Origin of the sequence: Mesorhizobium sp. M1342, assembly GCF_040317955.1 — a bacterium.
Taxonomy (GTDB): domain Bacteria; phylum Pseudomonadota; class Alphaproteobacteria; order Rhizobiales; family Rhizobiaceae; genus Mesorhizobium.
Map to the genome: position 1 here is coordinate 1 of NZ_JAMYLI010000032.1, position 21,604 is coordinate 21,604.

Sequence of the window (21,604 nt, forward strand, 5' to 3'; positions counted from 1 at the left end):
AATAGCTATCGACAACCGAGCGCTTGAAACTCTCGCTGTATTTGGACATGCAAAACCCCCGAAGGTTGTGTCCAACTTTCGGGGGGTCAGTTCACTCAGGGCGGCCTTTTTATTGATTGGGTGCCGCGGCGTTTTTCACGGGACGGGCGGCTGGACGGATCGGCCGGCTTTGCGCATGGTCGGCGGAAAGCCTGGAACCGGACCATGGAAGTCGCCGTCTTCATTCTGGTCGTGCTCGTCTTCGTGGCGCTTTCCGGCGCTCTGGTTCGCCTGGTGCGGGTACCGTTGCCGGTGCTGCAGATTGCGATCGGTGCCGCGCTCGCCTGGCCGGTGCGCGGCATCCATGTCGAGATCAATCCGGAACTGTTTCTGCTGGTGTTCATTCCGCCGCTGCTGTTCGGCGATGCCTATGGCGCGCCGAAGCGTGAATTGATGGCGCTGCGCAGACCGATCCTCGATCTTGCCATAGGGCTCGTCTTCTTCACCATCGTCGGCTTCGGCTACGCCTTGCACTGGCTGGTGCCGAGCATCCCGCTGGTCGTCGCTTTCGCGCTCGCCGCGGTGCTGTCGCCGACCGACGCGGTGGCCGTGTCCTCGATCGTCGACAGAAATGTTGTCCCGGCGCGGCTGATGCACATTCTGGAAGGCGAGTCGCTGCTCAACGATGCGTCGGGGCTGGTCATGTTCCGCTTTGCCGTCGCGGCGGTGCTGACCGGCAGCTTTTCCCTTGCCGCGGCTTCGCTCAGTTTTCTCTATGCCGTGGCGATCGGCATCCTGATCGGCGTGGCGGCGCTGTTCGTTGCCGCCAAGCTGCTGCAACTGCTCAACCGGATCGGCGGCGTGCCGGCCGAGGCGCAGGTGCTGGTGATGGTCCTGCTGCCCTTCATCGCCTATCTCGGCGCCGAGCATGTCGGAGCTTCCGGCATCCTGGCGGCGGTCACCGCCGGCCTGCTCACCGGCGGCTCCGGCGTGTTTCGCTTCCTCGGTGTCTCGGCGCGCATGCAGACGATGTCGCTGTGGACGACGCTTTCCTTCGTTTTCAACGGCGCTCTCTTCATCGTGCTCGGCCTGCAGCTTCCCGACATCATCCGCCATGTGCCGCCGGAACTCATGAGCCTGCACCCGATCATCCAGCCGATCGCGACCGTCATCGCGCTGACGCTGTGCCTGATCGCGTTGCGCTTCCTGTGGATCTGGGTGGGCGATATCGCGGCCGGCATCGCCGCGCGTCTGGGCAAGCGCAAGGTGGAGCCGTTCGGGTTGCGCGTGCGGCTTGCCGGTTCGGTGGCCGGCGTGCGCGGCGCCATTACGCTGGCCGGCATATTGTCGCTGCCGCTCGCCATGCCGGACGGCTCGCCTTTTCCGGCGCGCGACCTGGTCATTTTCCTGGCCGCTGGCGTCATCATCTGTTCGCTGGTCTTCGCCAGCCTCGCTCTGCCGACGATCGCCAGGGGGCTGGTCGAACCGGGCGAGGATGCCGGCGCAGCCGAGGAGCGCCTGGCGCGTGTCGGCGCCGCCAAGGCGGCAATCGCACGCATCGAGAGCATCGCTGGAGTTGGTGACGATGAGGGAGGCGAGGTTCCCGGCGCCAGGCTTGCCGCCGCCGACAGCATCGTCGCCGGCTACCGGCGCCGCATCGCCGCCTCGGACGAAGCCGATGAGGCCCGCGCTGAGGCGCGCGAAGCCGGAAGGCTGGAACTCGAGCTGAGATTTGCGGGCATCGAAGCCGAGCGCGAGGCCGTACGCGCCATGTTTCGCCGGGGCGAGATCAACGACCACACGTCGCAGGCGCTGTTTACCGAGATCACGCTCACCGAGGCCTTGCTGAGAGGCCGCAAGGCGAGGAAATAGCGACCTGAAGGCTTCGCTGGCGCAATCCGGCCAGCAAATTTCGCGCCGCAAACGTGGCGGGGCGAAAACAACTGTGTTAATGGCCCGGCAAATGCAAGTCGCCCAAAAGTGTGCAGCGGTTTTGGGACAACGACTTGCATAAATCGAAAATTGCCCCCGAACCCCGAGGATTTCAGGCCATGGCAACAGCAGCGGCAGTGTCGAACAAATTCGAATCCTTCTTCGAAACCACGCTAGAAGATGCCGATCCGGAGATTTTTGGCGCCATCCGCAACGAACTCGGCCGCCAGCGCCACGAGATCGAGCTGATCGCCTCGGAAAACATTGTTTCCCGCGCCGTGCTTGAGGCGCAGGGCTCGATCATGACCAACAAATATGCCGAGGGCTATCCCGGCAAGCGCTATTATGGCGGCTGCCAGTTCGTCGACGTGGCCGAGGAACTGGCCATCGAGCGCGCCAAGAAGCTGTTCGGCTGCAACTTCGCCAACGTCCAGCCGAACTCCGGCAGCCAGATGAACCAGGCGGTGTTCCTGGCGCTCTTGCAGCCGGGCGACACGTTCATGGGCCTCGACCTCAATTCCGGCGGCCATCTGACCCATGGTTCGCCGGTCAACATGAGCGGCAAATGGTTCAAGGTCGTCTCCTACGGCGTGCGCCAGGACGACCATCTGCTCGACATGGACGCCATCGAGAAGACCGCCCATGAGACCAGGCCGAAGCTGATCCTGGCCGGCGGCACCGCCTATTCGCGCGTCTGGGACTGGAAGCGGTTTCGCGAGATCGCCGATGCGGTCGGCGCCTATCTGATGGTCGACATGGCGCACATCGCCGGCCTGGTCGCCGGCGGCGTGCATCCGTCGCCGCTGCCGCATGCCCATGTCGTGACCACCACGACGCACAAATCGCTGCGCGGCCCGCGCGGCGGCATGATCCTGTGCAATGACGAGGACATCGCCAAGAAGATGAATTCGGCGGTGTTTCCCGGCCTGCAGGGCGGCCCGCTGATGCATGTCATCGCTGCCAAGGCGGTGGCCTTCGGCGAAGCGCTGAAGCCGAGCTTCAAGGTCTATGCCGAGAGCGTCGCCGCCAACGCCAAGGCGCTCGCCTCCAGCCTCAAGGAGACTGGTCTCGACATCGTCTCCGGCGGCACCGACAACCATCTCATGCTGGTCGACCTCAGGCCCAAGAACGCCACCGGCAAGCGCGCCGAGGCGGCGCTGGGCCGCGCCAACATCACCTGCAACAAGAACGGCATCCCGTTCGACCCGGAAAAGCCTTTCGTCACCTCGGGCGTGCGTCTCGGCACCCCGGCCGGCACCACGCGCGGCTTCGGCCAGGCCGAATTCCGCGAGATCGGCAAGCTGATCGCCGAAGTGCTGGACGGTCTCAAGGTTGCGAATTCCGACGAGGGCAATGCCGCTGTCGAAGCTGCGGTCAAGGCCAAGGTCGTGGCGCTGACCGATCGCTTCCCGCTCTATCCCTATCTCGGCTGACGCGATAGGAAGTCTTACCGCCTGCTGCAACGACAAGCGTCGTTTCAGCAGGCCGGGGCGACCGGCAGGAGCCTTGATGATGCGACCATTTCGTTTCGCCGACCTTGGTGCCGTTGGCGCTCTGGCCGCTTTGATCGCCGTGCCTTTCCCCGGCATCGCCTTGGCGCAAACCGGCTCTGCTCAACCCGCGCCCGCGCAACCCGCACCTCAGGCCGAGCCGGCGGCGCCCGCCCAGGCGGCACCCAAGCTCGAAACTTTCGGCAGATGGTCGACCCTGGTCGACGAGGTCGACACCGGTGAGGATCTGCGCAAGACCTGCGCGGCCTCGACCGCCTTTATCGGCGCTGGCGGCGAGAGCGGCGTTCTGACGCTCATCATCACGAATGGCGATGCTCTGCCGCCGGATGCCTACCCGTCCGTAACGATCGCCGTCGACAACAAGGCCTTGCCGGCCGGCAAGTCGGTTGCCGCCACCTTCGGCGACGACAAGGGCCGTGTTGCCGCAAAACTCCATTCTGATGGCGCCGTCAACGGCCGGCTCAGCTGGACCGTGGACAATCAGGCCAAGACCAGCCTGGCGCTCCTGCGCGCCATGCGGCGGGCATCGGTGCTTGACGTCTCCTTCGGCGACGCGCCGGTTGGAAGCATATCCATGGACGGCTTCACCAAGGCCTATCGCAGTCTCGGCACATCATGCGGATTTCCGACCGCCGACGTCGCTCCCTGAAGACATCGGTACGCTGTGCGGCCGCCTGGCGAGGCTGGCAATCCTGCTTGCGCCTCGCTATCTCTGTGCGATGAAGGGCGATTGTTGGCGACACTTTGCCATCGCTGCAAAAACCTCTAAGCCTTTCGCTTCACCAGATTCGCCAACCAAAGGCTTCTCCATGCGCTGTCCCTATTGCCAGTCAGAAGATACGCAGGTGAAGGATTCGCGCCCCGCCGAGGATGGCGCGGCGATCCGCAGGCGGCGCGTCTGCCCCGATTGCGGCGGTCGCTTCACCACCTTCGAGCGCGTGCAGTTGCGCGACCTCGTCGTGGTCAAGAAATCGGGCCGCAAAGTACCCTTCGACCGCGACAAGCTGCTGCGTTCGGTGGAGATCGCCGTGCGCAAACGCAATGTCGATCCCGAGCGCATCGACCGCGCGGTGACCGGCATCGTGCGCCAGCTCGAAAGTTCCGGCGAGACTGAGGTTGCTTCGGGAGAAGTCGGCCGGCTGGTCATGGAAGCGCTGAAATCGCTCGACGATGTCGCCTATGTGCGTTTCGCCTCGGTCTACCGCAATTTTCGCGAGGCCAAGGATTTCCACGAACTGCTGGGCGAGCTCAAGGGCGACGAAATCAAGGGTGAAGAGGAAGCCAGCTGAGCATGACTGCAAGCGAACAGGCCGCCCTTGATCGCCGCTTCATGGCGGCGGCACTCAGACTGTCGCGAAAAAATGCCGGGCGCACCGCGACCAACCCCTCCGTCGGCACGCTGATCGTACGCGATGACGGCAATGGCCCGATGATCGTCGGCACCGGCGTCACCGCTGTCGGCGGCCGCCCGCATGCCGAGACCGAGGCCTTGGCCGAGGCCGGCGACCTCGCGCGCGGCGCCACCGCTTACGTTACGCTGGAGCCTTGCGCCCATCACGGCCGCACGCCGCCTTGCGCCAATGCGCTGGTCAATGCCGGTGTCGCACGCGTCGTCGGTGCGGCCAGCGATCCCGATTCGCGCGTATCCGGCAAGGGTTACGCGATCCTGCGTGCCGCCGGTGTCGAGGTGGTCGAGAAGGTGTTGGCCGAGCAAGCCGCCGAGCAGATGGCCGGCTATTTGATCCGATCATTGAGAAAACGCCCGGAAGTGATTCTCAAGCTTGCGCTTTCCAGCGACGGCAAGATCGGCAGGGAAGGCGGTGGGCAGGTGTCGATCACCGGAGATATCGCGCGCCGCGAAGTGTATCTGATGCGGGCCGAGGCGGATGGCATACTGGTTGGTATCGGGACGGCCCTTGAGGATGATCCGGCCCTGACGGTGCGTTTGCCGGGGCTGGAGAACCGTTCGCCTGCCCGCATCGTGCTCGACCGCCAGATCCGGTTGCCGGAGGCCTCGAAGCTGGTTTCGGGCGTCGACCGGGTGCCGCTCTATGTCGCCGCTTGCCTGGAGGCCGATCCGCTGCGGCGGGCAGCACTCGAACGCGCAGGCGTGCGCTTCATCGGCACTGAAACACATGAGGGCGGCATCGCTCTGCCGGAACTGCTCGAGGATCTGGCCGCGCTCGGCATGGGCAGCGTGCTGGTCGAGGGCGGCGCCAAGGTGGCGAGCGCCTTCCTGGCCGATGGGTTGGTCGACCGCGTTGTGCTGTTCCAGGGGCCGGAAGCGATCGGCGACGACGGCATTGCATCGCCGATCGACGCCGACCATATCCCGGCAGGATTTCGCAAACTGCGCGACATGCGTTTCGGCGAAGACAGCTACGCCGAGTGGATAAGAGACCTCTAGGGATCAACACCAATGTTTACCGGAATTGTCACCGATGTCGGCACTGTCGCTTCCGTCGAGCCGCTCAGGGAAGGGGTGGGGCTGCGCATCGACACCGCCTATGATCCGCAGACCATCGCCATCGGCGCCTCGATCTCCTGCGGCGGTGTTTGCCTGACAGTCACTGCCTTGCCCGACAGCGGCTCGAACGCGCGCTGGTTCGAGGTCGAGGCTTGGGAAGAGGCGCTGAGGCTGACGACGGCCTCGGGCTGGAAATCCGGCACCAAGGTCAATCTGGAGCGGGCGCTGAAGATCGGCGACGAACTCGGCGGCCACATCGTTTCGGGCCATGTCGACGGCATGGCCGAAATCGTCGAGCGCAAGGATGAGGGCGACGCCGTGCGCTTCACGCTGGAGGCGCCGCGCGACCTGGCGAAGTTCATCGCGCCCAAGGGCTCCGTCGCGCTCGACGGCACCTCGCTCACCGTCAACAAGGTCGAAGGCACGCGCTTCGACGTGCTTTTGATCCACCATTCGCTGACCGTGACCACCTGGGGCGAGCGCAAGGTCGGCGACCGCGTCAACCTCGAGATCGACACCATGGCCCGCTATGCGGCGCGGCTGGTGGAGGCGACGAAAGAGGGGCTTTGATGACCAAGGACAGGGTGAATTCCACGCAGGAAGACAAGTTGATGCGTGAGGTGCAGGCCGATGTGAACACCGAAGAGCACTCGCAACTCGATCTGTCCGTCAACGACAGCAGAGTCTTCGTTGAAGCCTTGATCAATCCTCGATCGGTGAACGATCGTCTGCGCGATACCGTGCGTGGCTACCGTCACAATACAGGCGTGTGAGCACTGGAAACCAATAAGTTCTGCGGACCTTCGGCAACGTGGACAATCTTCCGCTTGCGATGAACCCGGCTTCGGCCTAAGTCACCGGCAACTCCCCGGAGACTTTTATGGCTGGTACATCCCAACACGGCAAAGCCTTCATTCGTCCGAAGGCGAAGGCGCATCTGCTCATTGTCGAAGCGCGCTTTCACGACGACCTTGCCGACGCGCTGCTCGATGGCGCGACAAGCGCGCTCGATGAAGCGGGCGCGACTTATGATGTCGTCACCGTTCCAGGTTCGCTCGAGATCCCCGCGGTGATTACCTTCGCGTTGGACGGCGCGACGGAAGGCGGCACGAGTTATGACGGCTTTGTCGCGCTCGGCACCGTCGTCCGCGGCGACACCTATCATTTCGACATTGTCGCCAATGAATCCAGCCGCGCGCTCATGGATTTGAGCGTGCAGGACTCGGTCTGCATAGGCAATGGCATCCTCACCACCGAGAACGACGCACAGGCGTGGACGCGGGCCAAGCGCTCGGAGGGTGACAAGGGTGGTTTCGCGGCGCGTGCGGCGCTGACCATGATCGCCCTCAAAGAACAATTGGGAGCGCGATCGTGAGCGAACCCGCTTCGCCTGGCCAGCCTGCGGTGCGCCACGCCAACAAGCGCGGTGCTGCCCGTCTGGCCGCCGTACAGGCGCTCTACCAGATGGATGTGGCCGGTAGCGGCGTCTTCGAGATCACCGCCGAATACGAGGCGTTTCGCCTTGGCAAGGAAGTCGACGGTGCGCTCTACCGCGAGGCCGATGCGCAATGGTTTCGCGCTATTCTGGCGGGTGTCGTCGAGAACCAGAAGACCATCGATCCGATCATCCGCCAGGCGCTGACCGAGGACTGGCCATTGTCGCGGCTCGATTCGACGCTGCGTGCCATTCTGCGTGCCGGCGTCTACGAGTTGATGAAGCGCGAGGATGTCCCCGTCGCGGTCATCGTCTCCGAATATGTCGACATCGCCAAGGCCTTCTACGAGGAGGACGAGCCGAAGCTGGTCAATGCCGTGCTCGACCGTGTGTCACGCCGGGTGCGTGGCGAAGGGCGCGGCAAGGACGCATCATGACGGCCATCGCCTTCGAGGCTGGTCAGGAGGCGCGCCGCACCGCTTTGATCCTCGCCGCCTCGCAGGCGATCATCGGCTCGGCGGCCCCCATCGCCATCTCCGTGGGGGCGCTGGCCGGGCAATATCTGCTTGGTCCCGACAAATCATTGGCGACAGCGCCGATCACCGGCTTCAACATCGGCGTGGCGCTCGGCGCGCTGCCTGCGGCGGCTATCATCCGTAGTATGGGCCAGCGCGGCGGTTTCATGACCGGCACGATCGTCACGGCGCTCGGTGGCCTGATCGCCACGCTAGCGCTTTTTCAAGGCAGCTTCTGGCTGTTTGCCTTTGGCTTGCTCACGATCGGTGTCGGCGGCGCCTTCGTCCAGCAGTTCCGCTTCGCCGCCGCCGACAACGCACCGCCTGAATTCAAGGCGCGCGCCATCTCCTTCGTGCTGGCCGGCGGCATCGTCACCGCCATCCTCGGACCGCAGATCGTCATCTTCACCCGCGAATTGCTTGCGCCGGTCATGTTTGCCGGTTCGTTCGTCTCCATCCTGCCGCTGGCAGCGGTCGGCGCCATCATCCTGTCGTTCCTGCGGCTGCCGACGAAAGCATCCGGCAAGGTGGAGATCGCCGACAGCGACGCCAGGCCGCTGGCTGAAATCGTCACGCAGCCGCGTTTCGTCGCCGCGCTTTTCTGCGCGGTTGGCAGCTATGCGCTGATGAGCTTCGTCATGACGGGCGCACCGCTGGCCATGGTCGGTTGCGGCCTGTCGGAGAACGACGCGACGCTCGGCATCTCCTGGCACGTCATGGCGATGTTCGCGCCAAGCTTCTTCACCGGCTCGCTGATCCATCGCTTTGGCGCCGAACGCATTGTGGCCACCGGCCTGATCCTGCTCATCGGCTGCGCCATTGTCGCTCTGTCGGGCCTGGCGCTGTGGCAGTTCTGGACGTCGCTGATCCTGCTAGGCCTTGGCTGGAACTTCGGCTTCATTGGCGCGACCGCGATGGTGGCCGCCACCTACCGGCCGTCGGAAAAGGGCAAGGTGCAAGGCTTCCACGACTTCGTCCTGTTCGGCTCCGTCGCCTGCGCCTCGCTGATGTCGGGCATGGTCTACAATGCCTGGGGCTGGGAGATGCTGAACTGGATAGTCTTTCCGGTCACCGTCCTGTGCTTCGTGGCGCTCGGCGCGCTCAAGCTGACGAGCTTGCGCAAAGCCGAAGCCTGATCCATCCGCCGTTTCACCTGACACGGCGCTGTCAGCACGATGTCGGTCGAATTTACCGCTCCGTAACAAAAATATTGCGTCTGTACCTATTGTTATGAAACCGTGTGCCCCGACTGGCCGTTGAAGCCATGCTCATATGCGGCACCGCGTTTCGGTTCATAGCAAGGGGTTTCACAATGTTTTCAGTCAAGTTTCTGGCCGGCGCGGCATTGGCGCTCGGCATTACGGTGGCTACCGCCAATGCCCAGGTGGTTGTCTCTTCCAAGATCGACACAGAGGGCGGCGTGCTCGGCAACATCATCCAGCTCGTGCTCAACGCCAACAACATCAAGACATCGGACCGTATCCAGCTCGGTGGCACGCCGGTGGTGCGCAAGGCGATCACCGCCGGCGAGATCGACATCTATCCCGAATATACCGGCAACGCCGCTTTCTTCTTCGAAAAGGCCGACGACCCGGTCTGGAAAGACGCCGCCAAGGCCTATGAAACGGCCAAGAAGCTCGACTACGACGCCAACAAGATCGTCTGGCTGTCGCCGTCGCCCGCAAACAACACCTGGGCGATCGCGCTGCGCAAGGAAGTCGCCGAGACCAACAAACTTGCCACGCTCACCGACTTCGGCAAATATATCGCGGGCGGCGGTCAGGTGGTGCTGGCGGCTTCCGCCGAGTTCGTCAATTCGGCGGCTGCACTTCCGGCTTTCCAGACCACCTATGGCTTCACGCTGAAGCCGGACCAACTGATCACCCTTTCGGGCGGCGACACGGCAGCAACCATCGCCGCGGCCGCCAACCAGACCAACGGCGCCAATGCAGCCATGGTCTACGGCACCGATGGCGGCATCGCACCGTCCGGCCTCGTCGTGCTCGACGACGACAAGGGCGTGCAGCCGGTCTACCAGCCGGCGCCGATCATCCGCGAAGCGGTGCTGAAGGAACATCCCGAGATCGAGACGCTGCTGAAGCCGGTCTTCGCCAAGCTCGACCTCGTCACGCTGCAGGAACTGAACGGTCGCGTGCAGGTCGGCGGCGAGCCGGTCAAGGGCGTCGCCGAGGACTTTTTGAAGAAGAACGGGTTTTTGAAGTAGTCAGTGACACCGGTGCAAGGCACCCCCCTCTGGAAGCTGCTGATCTCCCCCCTTGCGGGGGAGATGTCCGGCAGGACAGAGGGGGGTGCTGTCCCGCCGACCTCTCAACCCGTCAAAGGTGCGTGCCTCGACAGGGTTGCTTCTGAACAAGCCGACACCCGAAAGTTGGCGATCCTTCACACCCCCCTCTGGCCTGCCGGCCATCTCCCCCGCAAGGGGGGAGATCGGATATCGCGTCGGTTTTCGCCAATCCCCAAAGAAAGCTGCGCGATGTGGCAAATCGCCCCTCATGAGGGGCAACCATGACTCCCCGCTTCGACAAGCTCGGCGTGGTCATCGCCGCGATATCAGCCTACGCGGCTTTTGCCGCGCCCTTTGCCACGTTCCGTGCCAACCGCATCGTCCCCGGCCAGGCGCGCTCGATTCTCGAGGCGCTGCCGGCAACGACCGGGACGCTGCTGCTCGCCATCATTGTCGCCGCAGCACTCATCGCGCTGTTCAAGACACCACTTGTGCTGCGCCTTGCCGCCAGCGTGATGGCGCTTGCCGCGCTCGCGCTGCTGATCGGTGTCGCCGGAACATTTCTCACGCCGGCGGGCAACACCTTCGCCAGAGTTTCGCCAGCCTCCGGTTTCTGGATTCTGATCTTTGCCTTCACGCTTTTGCTCGCCGACGTGCTGACAAGGCTGAACCTGTCGCCATTGGCGCGGGTTGGCGTGCTTGTGGTCGCGGCTTTGGCGATCGGGCTGCTGTTGATTTCGGGAAGCTGGGACAATCTGTCGATCCTGAAGGAATATTTCAACCGCGCCGACAGCTTCTGGGCAGAGGGCTCCAAGCATGTAATGCTGGCGCTAGGATCGCTGCTTGCGGCGGTGGTCGTCGGCTTACCACTCGGCATTCTCTGCCATCGTGTCGAAAGTCTGCGCGCCGGCGTCCTCAACGTGCTCAACATCATCCAGACCATTCCCTCGATCGCGCTGTTCGGCCTTTTGATCGCGCCGCTCGGCTGGGTTGCCGCGCATGTGCCGGGGGCTGCCGCGCTCGGTATTCGCGGCATCGGCACCGCTCCCGCCTTCGTCGCGTTGTTCCTTTACTCGCTGCTACCGGTGGTGGCCAACACGGTGGTCGGTCTCGCCGGCGTGCCGCGCGCGGCCAACGACGCGGCGCGCGGCATGGGCATGACCGACAGGCAGCGCCTGTTCGGCATCGAGTTTCCGCTGGCTTTTCCTGTCATCCTCACCGGCATCCGTATCGTTTTGGTGCAGAACATCGGCCTCGCCACCATTGCCGCGCTGATCGGCGGCGGCGGTTTCGGCGTGTTCGTCTTCCAGGGTGTGGGTCAGACGGCAATGGACCTTGTGCTGCTCGGCGCCGTGCCGACGGTCGCGCTCGCCTTTGCCGCCGCCATCATCCTCGATGCGGTGATCGAAATGACCGCCACCAAGCGCAGGGTTGAAACGGCATGATCGAGATCGAAGGCATCACTAAGCGCTATGACGCGACGACCGTGGTCGATGACGTGTCGATGGTCATCGAGCCGCGCACCATCGCCGTCATTGTCGGCACGTCCGGTTCCGGCAAGACGACGCTGCTGCGCATGATCAACCGGCTGGTCGAGCCGACCTCGGGCATCATCAAGCTCGACGGCGCCGACAATCGTTCGCTGCCCGGTTACGAGCTGCGCCGCAGCATCGGCTACGCCATCCAGGGCCACGGCCTGTTTCCACATCGCACGGTGGCACAGAACATTGCCACCGTGCCGGTGCTGCTTGGCTGGGACAAGGACCGTATCAAGGCCCGGGTCGACGAGCTGATGACGCTCTATCAGCTCGATCCCGAAGCCTTCGGGCCGCGCTATCCGCACGAACTGTCCGGCGGCCAGCAGCAGCGCGTCGGCGTTGCCCGCGCACTCGCCGCCGAGCCCAACGTGCTGTTGATGGACGAACCGTTCGGCGCCCTTGACCCGATCATCCGCACCAAGGCGCAGGAGGATCTGCTGGCGATCCAGAAGCGCTTCGGCACCACCATCATCCTCGTCACCCACGACATGGAAGAGGCCGTGCATATGGGCGACAAGATCGCGGTCATGGATGCCGGCAAGCTGGTGCAATACGCCAAGCCAGCCGAGATCCTGGCAAAGCCGGCAAGCGCCTTCGTCGAGACCCTGGTTGGCGCCAGCGAGAGGCCGTTCCGGTTGCTGTCGCTCGGCCGGGTCCGCGATGCCGTGGAGAAGGGCTCCGCCGAAGGCGAGGCGATCCCCGGCGATGCCAGCCAGCGCGACGCGCTGGCCGAATTGCTGTGGTCGGGCCGGCCGGCGCTGCCGGTCTCAGGCACCGACGGCAAGCCGCTTGGCCGCGTGACCATCGACGGGCTGGTGAAGCGCGCGGCGAGGCCGGCATGAAGGCCTGGCTTCCATCGCTGCTCAGGCTAGCCTTGGTGGTGCTGCTCGTTGCCTTCGTCACCAATCCGGGCTGGTTCGAGCCGCTGCTGAAGCCGCTGACCGAAAACAATGCGCCGGTGATCTACAATCAGGGCAGCCTGCTGACACTGACATTGCTGCATTTGCGCACGGTTCTGATCGCCACCGTGGCCGCAACCATCGTCGCGGTGGCGCTTGCCATCCTGGTCACCAGGCCGGCCGGCGCCGAATTCCTGCCGCTATCGCGCAGCCTGGTCAACATCGGCCAGACCTTTCCGCCGGTGGCGGTGCTGGCGCTTGCGGTGCCGGCCGTCGGCTTCGGCGAGAAGCCGACGCTGATCGCCCTGTTTCTCTACGGCCTGTTGCCGATCTTCGAAAATGCGCTGACCGGCCTGACGACGCTGCCGGCCAATGTCGTCGAAGCGGCGCGCGGCGCCGGCATGACCGGTTGGCAAAGGCTCACCAAGGTCGAGCTGCCGCTCAGCGCCCCGATCATTCTCGGCGGCATCAGGCTGTCGGTGGTGATCAGTCTTGCCACCGCGACCATCGGTTCGACCGTGGCAGCCAAAACGCTGGGCGAAGTGATCATCGCCGGGCTGTTGTCCAACAATCTCGCCTTCGTCCTGCAGGGCGGCCTGATCGTGGCAGCCCTTGCCGTGCTGATCTATGACGGTCTATCGGCGATCGAGCGCTACACGGCGCGCCGCATGGGCCGGGAGACCGAGTAGCCGCGTCTTGCGTCAAGGCCAATTTCAATCGATCTAATAGGAGAGTGCTAACGGCAGCCGCCGCTTGGCCCCAACCATTTAGGCGAAAGCCGGGCAAAAACCGAACAATATCTTGACGTTCGCAGCCCTGTTTCGCATACACCGCTGCGAAGAGGCGGATTCCGTGCACGGAATCCGGTCTTTGTCTCAACGGCCCAGGGAGGGGTTCTTTTGGGCCATCAATCGAGGAAAATCCGGCAATGACAATTATTTCCGCCGTCATCGCCTGCGGCCTGCTTTCAATCCTTTACGCCATCTGGGCGACACGTTCGGTCCTTGCGGCCGATCAGGGCAATGCACGCATGCAGGAAATCTCCGCGGCTATCCGCGAGGGCGCACAGGCCTATCTGGCGCGTCAGTACACCACCATCGCCATCGTTGGCGTCGTCGTCCTCGTGCTCGCCTGGTGGCTGCTGTCCATCACCGCCGCGATCGGCTTCCTGATCGGTGCAGTGCTTTCAGGCGCCGCCGGCTTCATCGGCATGCATGTCTCCGTTCGCGCGAATGTTCGTACGGCGCAGGCCGCATCGAACAGCCTCGCTGCCGGCCTCGACATCGCGTTCAAATCGGGCGCCATCACCGGCATGCTGGTTGCTGGCCTGGCCTTGCTCGGCGTTTCGATCTACTACCTCATCCTGACCCACTTCATGGGCCTCCAGCCCAATGATCGCATCGTCATCGACTCGCTGGTCTCGCTCGGCTTCGGCGCATCGCTGATCTCGATCTTCGCCCGTCTCGGCGGCGGCATCTTCACCAAGGGCGCCGACGTTGGCGGCGATCTCGTCGGCAAGGTCGAAGCCGGTATTCCCGAAGACGATCCGCGCAACCCGGCCACCATCGCCGACAATGTCGGCGACAATGTCGGCGACTGCGCCGGCATGGCCGCTGACCTGTTCGAAACCTATGCGGTGACCGTTGTCGCCACCATGGTTCTGGCTGCCATCTTCTTTGGCGGTACCGCCGTTCTGGGTGCAGCCATGCTTTATCCGCTCGCTATCTGCGGCGCCTGCATCCTGACCTCGATCGTCGGCACCTTCTTCGTCAAGCTCGGTTCCAACGGCTCGATCATGGGCGCACTCTACAAGGGCCTGATCGTCACCGGCCTGCTGTCCATCGTCGGCCTCGGCGTCGCCACCCATGTCACCCTCGGCTGGGGCGAGATCGGCACCGTCGCCGGCATGGTCATCACCGGCAAGAACCTGTTCATATGCGGCCTGGTCGGCCTCGTGGTGACCGGTCTCATCGTGGTCATTACCGAATACTACACCGGCACCAACAAGCGCCCGGTCAACTCTATCGCCCAGGCGTCGGTCACCGGTCACGGCACCAACGTCATCCAGGGCCTTGCGGTCTCGCTGGAATCGACGGCGCTGCCGGCGATCGTCATTGTCGGCGGCATCATCTCGACCTATCAGCTTGCCGGCCTCTTCGGTACGGCGATCGCCGTCACGACGATGCTCGGTCTTGCCGGTATGATCGTTGCGCTCGATGCCTTCGGCCCGGTCACCGACAATGCCGGCGGCATTGCCGAAATGGCCGGCCTGCCCAAGGAAGTGCGCCAGTCCACCGACGCGCTCGACGCGGTCGGCAACACCACCAAGGCGGTGACCAAGGGTTACGCCATCGGTTCGGCCGGTCTCGGCGCACTGGTGCTGTTTGCCGCCTACTCTAACGACCTGAAGTTCTTTGCCGCCAATGGCGACAAATATCCCTACTTCCAGGGCATGGGCGAGATCTCCTTCGATCTCTCCAACCCATACGTCGTCGCTGGCCTGATCTTCGGCGGTCTGATCCCGTATCTGTTCGGCGGCATCGCCATGACGGCCGTCGGCCGCGCGGCGGGCGCCATCGTCGAGGAAGTGCGCAAGCAGTTCCGCGAGGATCCGGGCATCATGGCTGGCACCTCGAAGCCGAACTACGCACGCGCGGTCGACCTGCTGACCAAGGCGGCAATCAGGGAAATGATCATCCCGTCGCTGCTGCCGGTGCTGGCGCCGCTCGTCGTCTATTTCGGCGTGCTGCTGATCTCGGGCTCGAAGGCGTCCGCCTTTGCCGCCCTTGGTGCCTCGCTGCTCGGCGTCATCGTCAACGGCCTGTTCGTCGCCATCTCGATGACCTCTGGCGGCGGTGCCTGGGACAACGCCAAGAAGTCCTTCGAAGACGGCTTTGTCGACAAGGACGGCGTCAAGCATCTCAAGGGTTCCGAGGCGCACAAGGCTTCGGTGACCGGCGACACGGTCGGCGATCCCTACAAGGACACCGCTGGCCCGGCCGTCAACCCGGCGATCAAGATCACCAACATCGTCGCGCTCTTGCTGCTGGCCGTGCTCGCGCACGGCTGATCAAAAGCATCCACTCGAAAACAGAACCCGCGGGAGCGATCCCGCGGGTTTTTTGTTGAAGCGATGACAACGTCGACCCTTCAGCGCTTCGCTTCGCCTGGGTCCTCCAGTGCGTGGTGTGCAAGCATCTCATCCAGGCTCGGCTCGCGTTTCCTTGGCCACGGCCACACCGGTGACCGATCCCCGTAACAAAAACCCGCAGGATCGCTCCCGCGGGTTTTTGGTCGCCTGAGATGATGAGGCTTCCGGAATGAAAGCCGAAAGGAATTAGACGCCGCCGCCCGGAATGCTGGGTGCCAGCTTGCTGGCACCGTTGATGATCTGGCTGAGGAAGTTCTGGTCCTTGCCGCCGGTCGGTGTGGTGCGCGAGATGAAGTCGAACATCTTGCCGTCCTTCATCCCGTAATTGGCGATCTGGGTGACGCGGCCATCGGCGCCGAAATAGACCGCCAGCACATGCTGGTCAATCAGCCGTGGCTTGTCGAAGGCGACGTAGCGCTTGCGCGTCTGCGAAATGTAATAGAAGGCCTCGTTGTCGAAGGTCGCGGTCGTCGACGGCGTGCCGAGCGCCAGAAGCACCTGCTCGCGGCTCGAACCGACCGGCACCAGGTCGATTGCCTGCTGGTCTATGACGTAACCTTGCGTCAGCGTCTCACTTGGGCTGAGGTCGCCGATCATCTTGGAGGTGTGGCAGGCGGACAGTGCCGAAACGATCATCAGCAGCGAGATCGCGCCGGCGGGCCTGGACGAGAAGGTCGACTTGAAATTCAGCGCGCGCAACAACAACTCCATTAGCTGGCCGCAACTTGCGCTGGGCCGCGAAACCGGTAAACCAGCTTGCTTGCCGATGCAACAAGCCCACTTCAACAAACGGTCCCCAGGAGACCATCCCCAATGTTCCAGCGCTTTTTTGGCCGCGAACGCTACGCCAACCGCGCTATCACCGAGGCGCTTTACGCACAAATCGTGGCGGCGGCGCGGCAGACCGTGTTTTATTCCCACTGGAATGTGCCAGACACGCCGCTTGGCCGTTTCGAGATGCTGTCGCTGCACATGTTCCTGTTCCAGCACAGGTTGCGCGGGGAGGGCGGTGCGGCGCAAGAGGTCGCCCAGGTGCTGATCGACGAGTTCTTCCTCGACGTCGACCATTCGTTGCGGGAATTGGGCATTGGCGACGTGGGCGTGCCCAAACGCATGAAAAAGCTGGCAAAGATGTTTTATGGCCGAACCGCTGCCTATGACGATGCCCTGAAAAGAAACGACCATGAAGGGCTGACCGCGGCTCTTGCCCGCAATGTCCGGCCCGACGCGGGCGCCTGGCTGGAAGCATCGCTGCTGGCCAACTATGTTACCGACGCGCGCAGTCATCTGGCCGCGCAGACATCCGAATCGATTGTCTCCGGCACGCTGACCTTTCCCGCCGCCAAGGAGGTTGAACAATGAAGCATGTTGACCCGCAAAGCCCGGTCTCCTTCCGGGCAAACGTTACGCGCCTGCCGCAGAAGGGCCTGCCGCTGGTTATCGAGGCCGATGCCGCGCAGCGTGCGGCACTGGCCGAGGAGCACGGGCTGATTTCGGTCGAATCCTATCGCGCCGAGCTTCTGGTCGCGTCGTGGAAGCGCAATGGCGTGAAGATAAGCGGTCGCGTCGAAGCCGACATCACCCAGACCTGCATCGTCACGCTCGAGCCTGTCGAGGCGCATATCGACGAACCGGTCGAAGCGCTGCTGCTGCCCGAGGATTCCAAGCTTGGACGGCAGGGTTTCGATGGTGGCGGCGAGATCCTGCTCGACGCGGAAGGCCCTGACAGTCCAGAGACATTTTCCGGTGACACGATCGATGTCGGGGCAATCGCCGAACAGTATTTCGGGCTCGCCATCGACCCCTATCCGCGCAAGCAGGGCGCATCGCTCAACACCGGCAGCGAGAACGAACCGGCGGAGAATGAGTTTCAGCAAAAACTGCGATCCTTGCTGGGAAAATCCTGAAAAGCTCGCCCGCGACGGAAAAGTCGGTTGTGCGGCAGCCCAAAACCGTTATTTTCGCCGAACCTTCGCGGTCGCTAAAGCGACCTGCCGCCTAACCGTGAGATAAATACCGCGTGATCAGGATTTCCATCGATGCCATGGGCGGCGATCACGGACCAGCCGTGGTCATTCCAGCGCTCATGACGGTCGCGACCCGTCGTCCCGACATCCGCTTCGTCATCTTCGGGCGTGAGGAGGTCGTGCGCCCGGAGCTTGCCAAATTTCCCAAGCTCGCCGAGATCAGTGAATTCTTCCATTGCGAAATTGCGGTCAGGATGGACGACAAGCCGAGCCAGGCGCTGCGCCACGGCCGCTGGAAGTCATCAATGTGGAAGGCCGTCGAAGCGGTCAAGGCCGGCACGGCCGACGCCTGCATTTCCGCCGGCAACACCGGCGCGCTGATGGCGATGTCGAAATTTTGCCTGCGCACCATGGCCACCATCGATCGCCCGGCGATCGCAGCCCTTTGGCCGACATTGCGCGGCGAAAGCGTGGTGCTGGACGTCGGCGCGACCATTGGGGCCGATGCGCAACAGCTCATTGATTTTGCCATTCTCGGCACCGGCATGGCGCGCTCGGTCTTCGGCATAGCCCGGCCCAGCGTCGGCCTGCTCAATGTCGGCGTCGAGGAGATCAAGGGCCAGGAAGAGGTCAAGGAGGCCGGGCGCATGCTGCGCGAAGCCAACATGGCCTCGATGAACTATCACGGTTTCGTCGAGGGTGACGATATCGGCAAGGGCGTGGTCGACGTCGTCGTCACCGAAGGCTTTGCCGGCAACATCGCGCTGAAGACGGCGGAAGGCACGGTGCGCCAGATCGGTGGCTATCTGCGCGCCGCGATGAGCCGGACTCTGATGGCCAGGATCGGCTATATCTTCGCCAAGGGCGCCTTCGATCGCCTGCGCGAAAAAATGGATGTCGGCCGCTCCAATGGCGGCGTTTTCCTGGGGCTGAGCGGCATCGTCGTCAAAAGCCATGGCGGTGCTGATTCTGACGGGTTCGCCGCCGCGATCGAACTCGGCTATGACATGGTCCGCAACAACCTACTCGACCGCATCGAGGCCGATCTAGACCTGTTTCATGCGCGCAACCCGCGTGCCCTGTCAGCTAGGAAATCCGACGTCGTCACCGACGCAAAGGAATAGGAAAGAACTTTGATCAGATCAGTCGTGCGCGGCACGGGCGCCGCGCTGCCCCGCCGAATCATGAAGAATGCCGATTTCGAAGGCATGGTCGAGACCTCTGACGAGTGGATCGCCCAGCGTACCGGTATTCGCCAGCGCCATATCGCTGGTGACGACGAGACCACGGCTTCGCTCGGGGAAGCAGCGGCACGTGCCGCACTTGCCAATGCGGGCCTCACGCCCGCCGACATCGATCTGATCGTGCTGGCGACCTCGACGCCAAACAACACATTCCCGGCCACCGCCGTCGAGATCCAGAACCGGCTCGGCATGCATCACGGCTTTGCCTTCGACCTGCAGGCGGTCTGTTCGGGCTTCGTCTATGCCGTGACCACCGCCGATCTCTACATCCGCGGCGGCCTGGCCAAGCGTGTCCTGGTGATCGGTTCGGAAACATTCTCGCGCATCCTCGACTGGAGCGACCGCTCGACCTGTGTGCTGTTCGGCGACGGCGCCGGCGCCATGATTCTGGAAGCAGGCGAGGGGGCGGGCACGATCGCCGACCATGGCGTTCTGGCGGCCAGCCTGCGCTCCGATGGCACGCACAAGGACAAGCTTTTCGTCGACGGCGGGCCGTCGACCACGGGTACGGTTGGCCATCTCCGGATGGAGGGTCGCGAAGTCTTCAAGCATGCGGTCGGCATGATCACCGACGTCATCGAGGCGACGTTCGCGCAAGCCGGTATCTCGGCCGATGATCTCGACTGGTTCGTGCCCCACCAGGCCAATAAACGAATTATTGACGCTTCCGCCAAGAAGCTCGGGATAGCTGAGCAAAAGGTGGTGGTTACGGTCGATTTGCACGGTAACACCTCGGCTGCTTCCGTGCCGTTGGCGCTGTCGGTGGCCGTCGCCGACGGCCGCATCAAGAAGGGCGATCTCGTCCTCCTGGAAGCGATGGGTGGCGGCTTCACCTGGGGCGCTGTCCTGGTTCGCTGGTAAGTGCCGAACGGTCCAGTTTCGGTCCTTGACCTTGACGGATCAATTACTTAGGCTCTGCCGTTGTTGTGCCGAATTTTATGTTTTGAGCTGATGGGACGGTCGCATGGGGGGAAAGACACTTACGCGCGCCGACCTTGCCGAGGCAGTTTACCGGAAGGTCGGCCTGTCGCGCACTGAATCGGCCGAGCTCGTCGAAGCGGTGCTGGATGAAATCTGCGAAGCCATCGTGCGCGGCGAAACGGTGAAGCTGTCGTCCTTCGCGACATTCCACGTCCGCTCCAAGAACGAACGCATCGGCCGCAATCCCAAGACCGGCGAGGAAGTGCCGATCCTGCCGCGTCGGGTGATGACCTTCAAGTCGTCGAATGTGCTGAAGAGCCGTATCTTGCGCTCCCATCAGAGCGGCAAGGCCAAAAGCGGCAAGTAGTCCATTGCGCGGTTGAAAACTGCCGCCGCCATGACGCCGGGCTTGAATATTGCTTCATAAACCGCTGAAATAAGCCCCGATTCGGCAGGTAGGCCGGATCATCGTCCAGCGTGAGGATTCGCCCATGGACAAGAGCCCCGACGCCTTTCGTACCATCAGCGAGGTCGCCGAAGATCTCGATCTGCCGCAGCATGTGCTGCGTTTCTGGGAAACGCGTTTCAACCAGATCAAGCCGATGAAGCGCGGCGGCGGCCGTCGTTACTACCGGCCGCAGGATGTCGAACTGATCAAGGGCATTCGCCACATGCTCTACGACCAGGGCTACACCATCAAGGGCGTGCAGAAGCTGTTGCGCGAGAACGGCAACCATTTCCTGGTTGCCATCGGCAATGGCGACATGGCCGCCGTCGAGGCGATCTCACAGCGAAGGCAGGCTGACCAAGTGCCGCTGACGCCGGCGGCCCAGCCGCGTGGCATGGACGACGAACTGGTCGGCCAGCCGCGGGTGAAGCCCAGCCGCCGCTTTTTCGGCCTGGGCAAGAGCGACGAGGACGGTCCGGTGCAGCCGGATGCATCGAAACTCTCGCGCGACAACAGGGCCTTGCTGCAGGAGGCGCTGTTCGACCTCCTGGAATGCAAGCGCCTGCTTGACCAGGTGCGCTGACCGCAGCCCGACGCGACATCGATAGTTCGAAACCGGAACCCGTCTTCCGGTGAGGCGTTACGTTTCCTTCTGCAAGTGAAGGAAACACATCATGGCATCATTTTCGACCCTCTCGGACATCGATCTCGACAGGCAGGTCGCGGTTCTCAGCAAGGAACTGGCCAGCTTGAAGAGGGCTGTGGCGAAGCGAGGCGGCGCCTACTACGAGGACGGTCGCGATGCCGCGCTCGACACCTATTCCGATCTTGCCGGGCGCCTGCGCGACGCCATGCCGGCAATCCGCAAACAGGGCAGGGTGATCGAGAGGTCGGCCCGCGACCATCCGGCGGCTGCCGCGGCGGTCGGCCTTGTGGTGCTCGGTCTTGTCGCCAGTCTGCTGTTCAGCCGGCGCTGAATTCTAAAACCCAAATCCCACAGATACGAGCAAGAAGAAGTGACGGCTCGCCCTAAGGTGATCCGTCATTTTCCTTGCGATCGGCCATGTCTGTTGTCGCTCCGGCATCTGGCGAGGAGCGTGTCGGCATAGAGGCGCCCAGCACCTCTGTGTCGCCGGCGCAGGAATGCGGATTGGTCAAGCCGCCAGGGCCGCTCGATTTCGCCGGTGAACGCCGGATTGGTGGTGGTGCCATAGCCAGCGCCGGGATAGACGACGATCTCACCGGCGTCGCGCATTGGATTTGCGTGAATTGTCGATCCGCGATCGAGCCTCGCGGGGCGGAGTAGCCGGCCTTGCACAGGACCCCACGGCCGGTCTTCTCGGTGGCGGTCT

The 21,604-nt window shown here is 63.4% G+C and carries 24 protein-coding genes; 22 read left to right on the plus strand and 2 right to left on the minus strand.

The window, feature by feature from the left end:
• The first annotated feature begins 204 nt into the window (after nt 1-204).
• The 15 genes from NKH06_RS26665 to NKH06_RS26735 all read left to right on the plus strand — a co-directional run bounded on the left by NKH06_RS26665 (nt 205) and on the right by NKH06_RS26735 (nt 15,591).
• Nucleotides 205-1,851, plus strand: a complete 1,647-nt coding sequence (locus NKH06_RS26665; RefSeq protein ID WP_352442548.1) for a Na+/H+ antiporter — start codon at nt 205-207, stop codon at nt 1,849-1,851.
• 179 nt (nt 1,852-2,030) lie between these two features.
• Nucleotides 2,031-3,344 (plus strand): serine hydroxymethyltransferase, encoded by a 1,314-nt coding sequence (gene glyA, locus NKH06_RS26670; protein ID WP_127288834.1) that lies wholly within the window; start codon nt 2,031-2,033, stop codon nt 3,342-3,344.
• Nucleotides 3,345-3,420: 76 nt separating this feature from the next.
• On the plus strand, nt 3,421-4,071 hold the full coding sequence (locus NKH06_RS26675; protein WP_352442549.1) for a hypothetical protein: 651 nt from the start codon (nt 3,421-3,423) through the stop codon (nt 4,069-4,071).
• 160 nt (nt 4,072-4,231) lie between these two features.
• Entirely contained in the window at nt 4,232-4,711 is a 480-nt protein-coding gene (gene nrdR, locus NKH06_RS26680) for a transcriptional regulator NrdR (RefSeq protein WP_023810227.1), read from the plus strand.
• A 2-nt stretch (nt 4,712-4,713) separates the two neighbouring features.
• Nucleotides 4,714-5,829 carry a bifunctional diaminohydroxyphosphoribosylaminopyrimidine deaminase/5-amino-6-(5-phosphoribosylamino)uracil reductase RibD gene (ribD, locus tag NKH06_RS26685; protein ID WP_023810228.1) on the plus strand — a complete coding sequence of 372 codons (1,116 nt, stop codon included), beginning with the start codon at nt 4,714-4,716 and terminating at the stop codon, nt 5,827-5,829.
• Between the two features lie 12 nt (nt 5,830-5,841).
• On the plus strand, nt 5,842-6,459 hold the full coding sequence (locus NKH06_RS26690) for a riboflavin synthase (protein ID WP_023810229.1): 618 nt from the start codon (nt 5,842-5,844) through the stop codon (nt 6,457-6,459).
• A complete protein-coding gene (locus NKH06_RS26695; RefSeq protein WP_023810230.1) occupies nt 6,459-6,662 on the plus strand; it encodes a type II toxin -antitoxin system TacA 1-like antitoxin in 204 nt (67 codons plus the stop codon). Before NKH06_RS26690 ends, NKH06_RS26695 begins: the two co-directional genes overlap by 1 nt.
• A gap of 107 nt (nt 6,663-6,769) precedes the next feature.
• Nucleotides 6,770-7,264, plus strand: a complete 495-nt coding sequence (ribH, locus tag NKH06_RS26700; RefSeq protein WP_128305717.1) for a 6,7-dimethyl-8-ribityllumazine synthase — start codon at nt 6,770-6,772, stop codon at nt 7,262-7,264.
• Entirely contained in the window at nt 7,261-7,761 is a 501-nt protein-coding gene (nusB, locus tag NKH06_RS26705; protein WP_023798402.1) for a transcription antitermination factor NusB, read from the plus strand. The genes ribH and nusB overlap by 4 nt, the downstream gene beginning before the upstream one ends.
• Nucleotides 7,758-8,975 (plus strand): MFS transporter, encoded by a 1,218-nt coding sequence (locus NKH06_RS26710; protein WP_128305718.1) that lies wholly within the window; start codon nt 7,758-7,760, stop codon nt 8,973-8,975. The genes nusB and NKH06_RS26710 overlap by 4 nt, the downstream gene beginning before the upstream one ends.
• 176 nt (nt 8,976-9,151) lie before the next feature.
• Nucleotides 9,152-10,063, plus strand: coding sequence for a glycine betaine ABC transporter substrate-binding protein OsmF (osmF, locus tag NKH06_RS26715; RefSeq protein WP_502914507.1), 912 nt, complete (start codon nt 9,152-9,154; stop codon nt 10,061-10,063).
• Between the two features lie 302 nt (nt 10,064-10,365).
• Nucleotides 10,366-11,529, plus strand: a complete 1,164-nt coding sequence (locus NKH06_RS26720) for an ABC transporter permease (protein ID WP_352629791.1) — start codon at nt 10,366-10,368, stop codon at nt 11,527-11,529.
• The gene (locus tag NKH06_RS26725) at nt 11,526-12,464 is read left to right on the plus strand and encodes an ABC transporter ATP-binding protein (RefSeq protein WP_023810235.1); all 939 of its coding nucleotides are present in this window, start codon (nt 11,526-11,528) and stop codon (nt 12,462-12,464) included. The genes NKH06_RS26720 and NKH06_RS26725 overlap by 4 nt, the downstream gene beginning before the upstream one ends.
• A complete protein-coding gene (locus NKH06_RS26730) occupies nt 12,461-13,210 on the plus strand; it encodes an ABC transporter permease (protein WP_128305720.1) in 750 nt (249 codons plus the stop codon). The genes NKH06_RS26725 and NKH06_RS26730 overlap by 4 nt, the downstream gene beginning before the upstream one ends.
• 239 nt (nt 13,211-13,449) lie before the next feature.
• Entirely contained in the window at nt 13,450-15,591 is a 2,142-nt protein-coding gene (locus tag NKH06_RS26735) for a sodium-translocating pyrophosphatase (RefSeq protein ID WP_128305721.1), read from the plus strand.
• Between the two features lie 267 nt (nt 15,592-15,858).
• Here NKH06_RS26735 and NKH06_RS26740 read toward each other — a convergent pair whose 3' ends face one another.
• Entirely contained in the window at nt 15,859-16,371 is a 513-nt protein-coding gene (locus NKH06_RS26740) for an outer membrane protein assembly factor BamE (protein ID WP_023810238.1), read from the minus strand.
• Nucleotides 16,372-16,485: 114 nt separating this feature from the next.
• On the opposite strand from NKH06_RS26740, the gene NKH06_RS26745 reads away from it, so the two are divergent.
• The 7 genes from NKH06_RS26745 (at nt 16,486) to NKH06_RS26775 (ending at nt 21,229) form a co-directional block, all read left to right on the plus strand.
• The gene (locus NKH06_RS26745) at nt 16,486-17,034 is read left to right on the plus strand and encodes a ubiquinol-cytochrome C chaperone family protein (RefSeq protein ID WP_023810239.1); all 549 of its coding nucleotides are present in this window, start codon (nt 16,486-16,488) and stop codon (nt 17,032-17,034) included.
• A complete protein-coding gene (locus NKH06_RS26750; protein ID WP_352894655.1) occupies nt 17,031-17,579 on the plus strand; it encodes a YceD family protein in 549 nt (182 codons plus the stop codon). Before NKH06_RS26745 ends, NKH06_RS26750 begins: the two co-directional genes overlap by 4 nt.
• 113 nt (nt 17,580-17,692) lie before the next feature.
• Nucleotides 17,693-18,763, plus strand: a complete 1,071-nt coding sequence (gene plsX / locus NKH06_RS26755) for a phosphate acyltransferase PlsX (RefSeq protein ID WP_023810241.1) — start codon at nt 17,693-17,695, stop codon at nt 18,761-18,763.
• A gap of 9 nt (nt 18,764-18,772) precedes the next feature.
• On the plus strand, nt 18,773-19,744 hold the full coding sequence (locus NKH06_RS26760) for a beta-ketoacyl-ACP synthase III (protein ID WP_023810242.1): 972 nt from the start codon (nt 18,773-18,775) through the stop codon (nt 19,742-19,744).
• A 103-nt stretch (nt 19,745-19,847) separates the two neighbouring features.
• Nucleotides 19,848-20,171 carry an integration host factor subunit alpha gene (locus tag NKH06_RS26765; RefSeq protein WP_013532231.1) on the plus strand — a complete coding sequence of 108 codons (324 nt, stop codon included), beginning with the start codon at nt 19,848-19,850 and terminating at the stop codon, nt 20,169-20,171.
• A gap of 124 nt (nt 20,172-20,295) precedes the next feature.
• A complete protein-coding gene (locus NKH06_RS26770) occupies nt 20,296-20,835 on the plus strand; it encodes a MerR family transcriptional regulator (RefSeq protein ID WP_023810244.1) in 540 nt (179 codons plus the stop codon).
• Between the two features lie 91 nt (nt 20,836-20,926).
• Complete coding sequence (locus NKH06_RS26775; RefSeq protein ID WP_023810245.1) at nt 20,927-21,229, plus strand: hypothetical protein; 303 nt, start codon at nt 20,927-20,929, stop codon at nt 21,227-21,229.
• Between the two features lie 65 nt (nt 21,230-21,294).
• On the opposite strand, the gene NKH06_RS26780 is transcribed toward NKH06_RS26775, so the two are convergent.
• Nucleotides 21,295-21,507, minus strand: a complete 213-nt coding sequence (locus NKH06_RS26780) for a hypothetical protein (RefSeq protein ID WP_352629799.1) — start codon at nt 21,505-21,507, stop codon at nt 21,295-21,297.
• Nucleotides 21,508-21,604 lie beyond the last annotated feature (97 nt).

What these genes read in the sequence shown, in the direction of transcription:
- NKH06_RS26665 (WP_352442548.1), top strand. Translation starts at nt 205, where the DNA reads ATGGAAGTCGCCGTCTTCATTCTGGTCGTGCTCGTCTTCGTGGCGCTT.
- glyA (WP_127288834.1), top strand. Translation starts at nt 2,031, where the DNA reads ATGGCAACAGCAGCGGCAGTGTCGAACAAATTCGAATCCTTCTTCGAA.
- NKH06_RS26675 (WP_352442549.1), top strand. Translation starts at nt 3,421, where the DNA reads ATGATGCGACCATTTCGTTTCGCCGACCTTGGTGCCGTTGGCGCTCTG.
- nrdR (WP_023810227.1), top strand. Translation starts at nt 4,232, where the DNA reads ATGCGCTGTCCCTATTGCCAGTCAGAAGATACGCAGGTGAAGGATTCG.
- ribD (WP_023810228.1), top strand. Translation starts at nt 4,714, where the DNA reads ATGACTGCAAGCGAACAGGCCGCCCTTGATCGCCGCTTCATGGCGGCG.
- NKH06_RS26690 (WP_023810229.1), top strand. Translation starts at nt 5,842, where the DNA reads ATGTTTACCGGAATTGTCACCGATGTCGGCACTGTCGCTTCCGTCGAG.
- NKH06_RS26695 (WP_023810230.1), top strand. Translation starts at nt 6,459, where the DNA reads ATGACCAAGGACAGGGTGAATTCCACGCAGGAAGACAAGTTGATGCGT.
- ribH (WP_128305717.1), top strand. Translation starts at nt 6,770, where the DNA reads ATGGCTGGTACATCCCAACACGGCAAAGCCTTCATTCGTCCGAAGGCG.
- NKH06_RS26710 (WP_128305718.1), top strand. Translation starts at nt 7,758, where the DNA reads ATGACGGCCATCGCCTTCGAGGCTGGTCAGGAGGCGCGCCGCACCGCT.
- osmF (WP_502914507.1), top strand. Translation starts at nt 9,152, where the DNA reads ATGTTTTCAGTCAAGTTTCTGGCCGGCGCGGCATTGGCGCTCGGCATT.
- NKH06_RS26720 (WP_352629791.1), top strand. Translation starts at nt 10,366, where the DNA reads ATGACTCCCCGCTTCGACAAGCTCGGCGTGGTCATCGCCGCGATATCA.
- NKH06_RS26725 (WP_023810235.1), top strand. Translation starts at nt 11,526, where the DNA reads ATGATCGAGATCGAAGGCATCACTAAGCGCTATGACGCGACGACCGTG.
- NKH06_RS26730 (WP_128305720.1), top strand. Translation starts at nt 12,461, where the DNA reads ATGAAGGCCTGGCTTCCATCGCTGCTCAGGCTAGCCTTGGTGGTGCTG.
- NKH06_RS26735 (WP_128305721.1), top strand. Translation starts at nt 13,450, where the DNA reads ATGACAATTATTTCCGCCGTCATCGCCTGCGGCCTGCTTTCAATCCTT.
- NKH06_RS26745 (WP_023810239.1), top strand. Translation starts at nt 16,486, where the DNA reads ATGTTCCAGCGCTTTTTTGGCCGCGAACGCTACGCCAACCGCGCTATC.
- NKH06_RS26750 (WP_352894655.1), top strand. Translation starts at nt 17,031, where the DNA reads ATGAAGCATGTTGACCCGCAAAGCCCGGTCTCCTTCCGGGCAAACGTT.
- NKH06_RS26765 (WP_013532231.1), top strand. Translation starts at nt 19,848, where the DNA reads ATGGGGGGAAAGACACTTACGCGCGCCGACCTTGCCGAGGCAGTTTAC.
- NKH06_RS26770 (WP_023810244.1), top strand. Translation starts at nt 20,296, where the DNA reads ATGGACAAGAGCCCCGACGCCTTTCGTACCATCAGCGAGGTCGCCGAA.
- NKH06_RS26775 (WP_023810245.1), top strand. Translation starts at nt 20,927, where the DNA reads ATGGCATCATTTTCGACCCTCTCGGACATCGATCTCGACAGGCAGGTC.
- NKH06_RS26780 (WP_352629799.1), bottom strand. Translation starts at nt 21,507, where the DNA reads ATGCGCGACGCCGGTGAGATCGTCGTCTATCCCGGCGCTGGCTATGGC.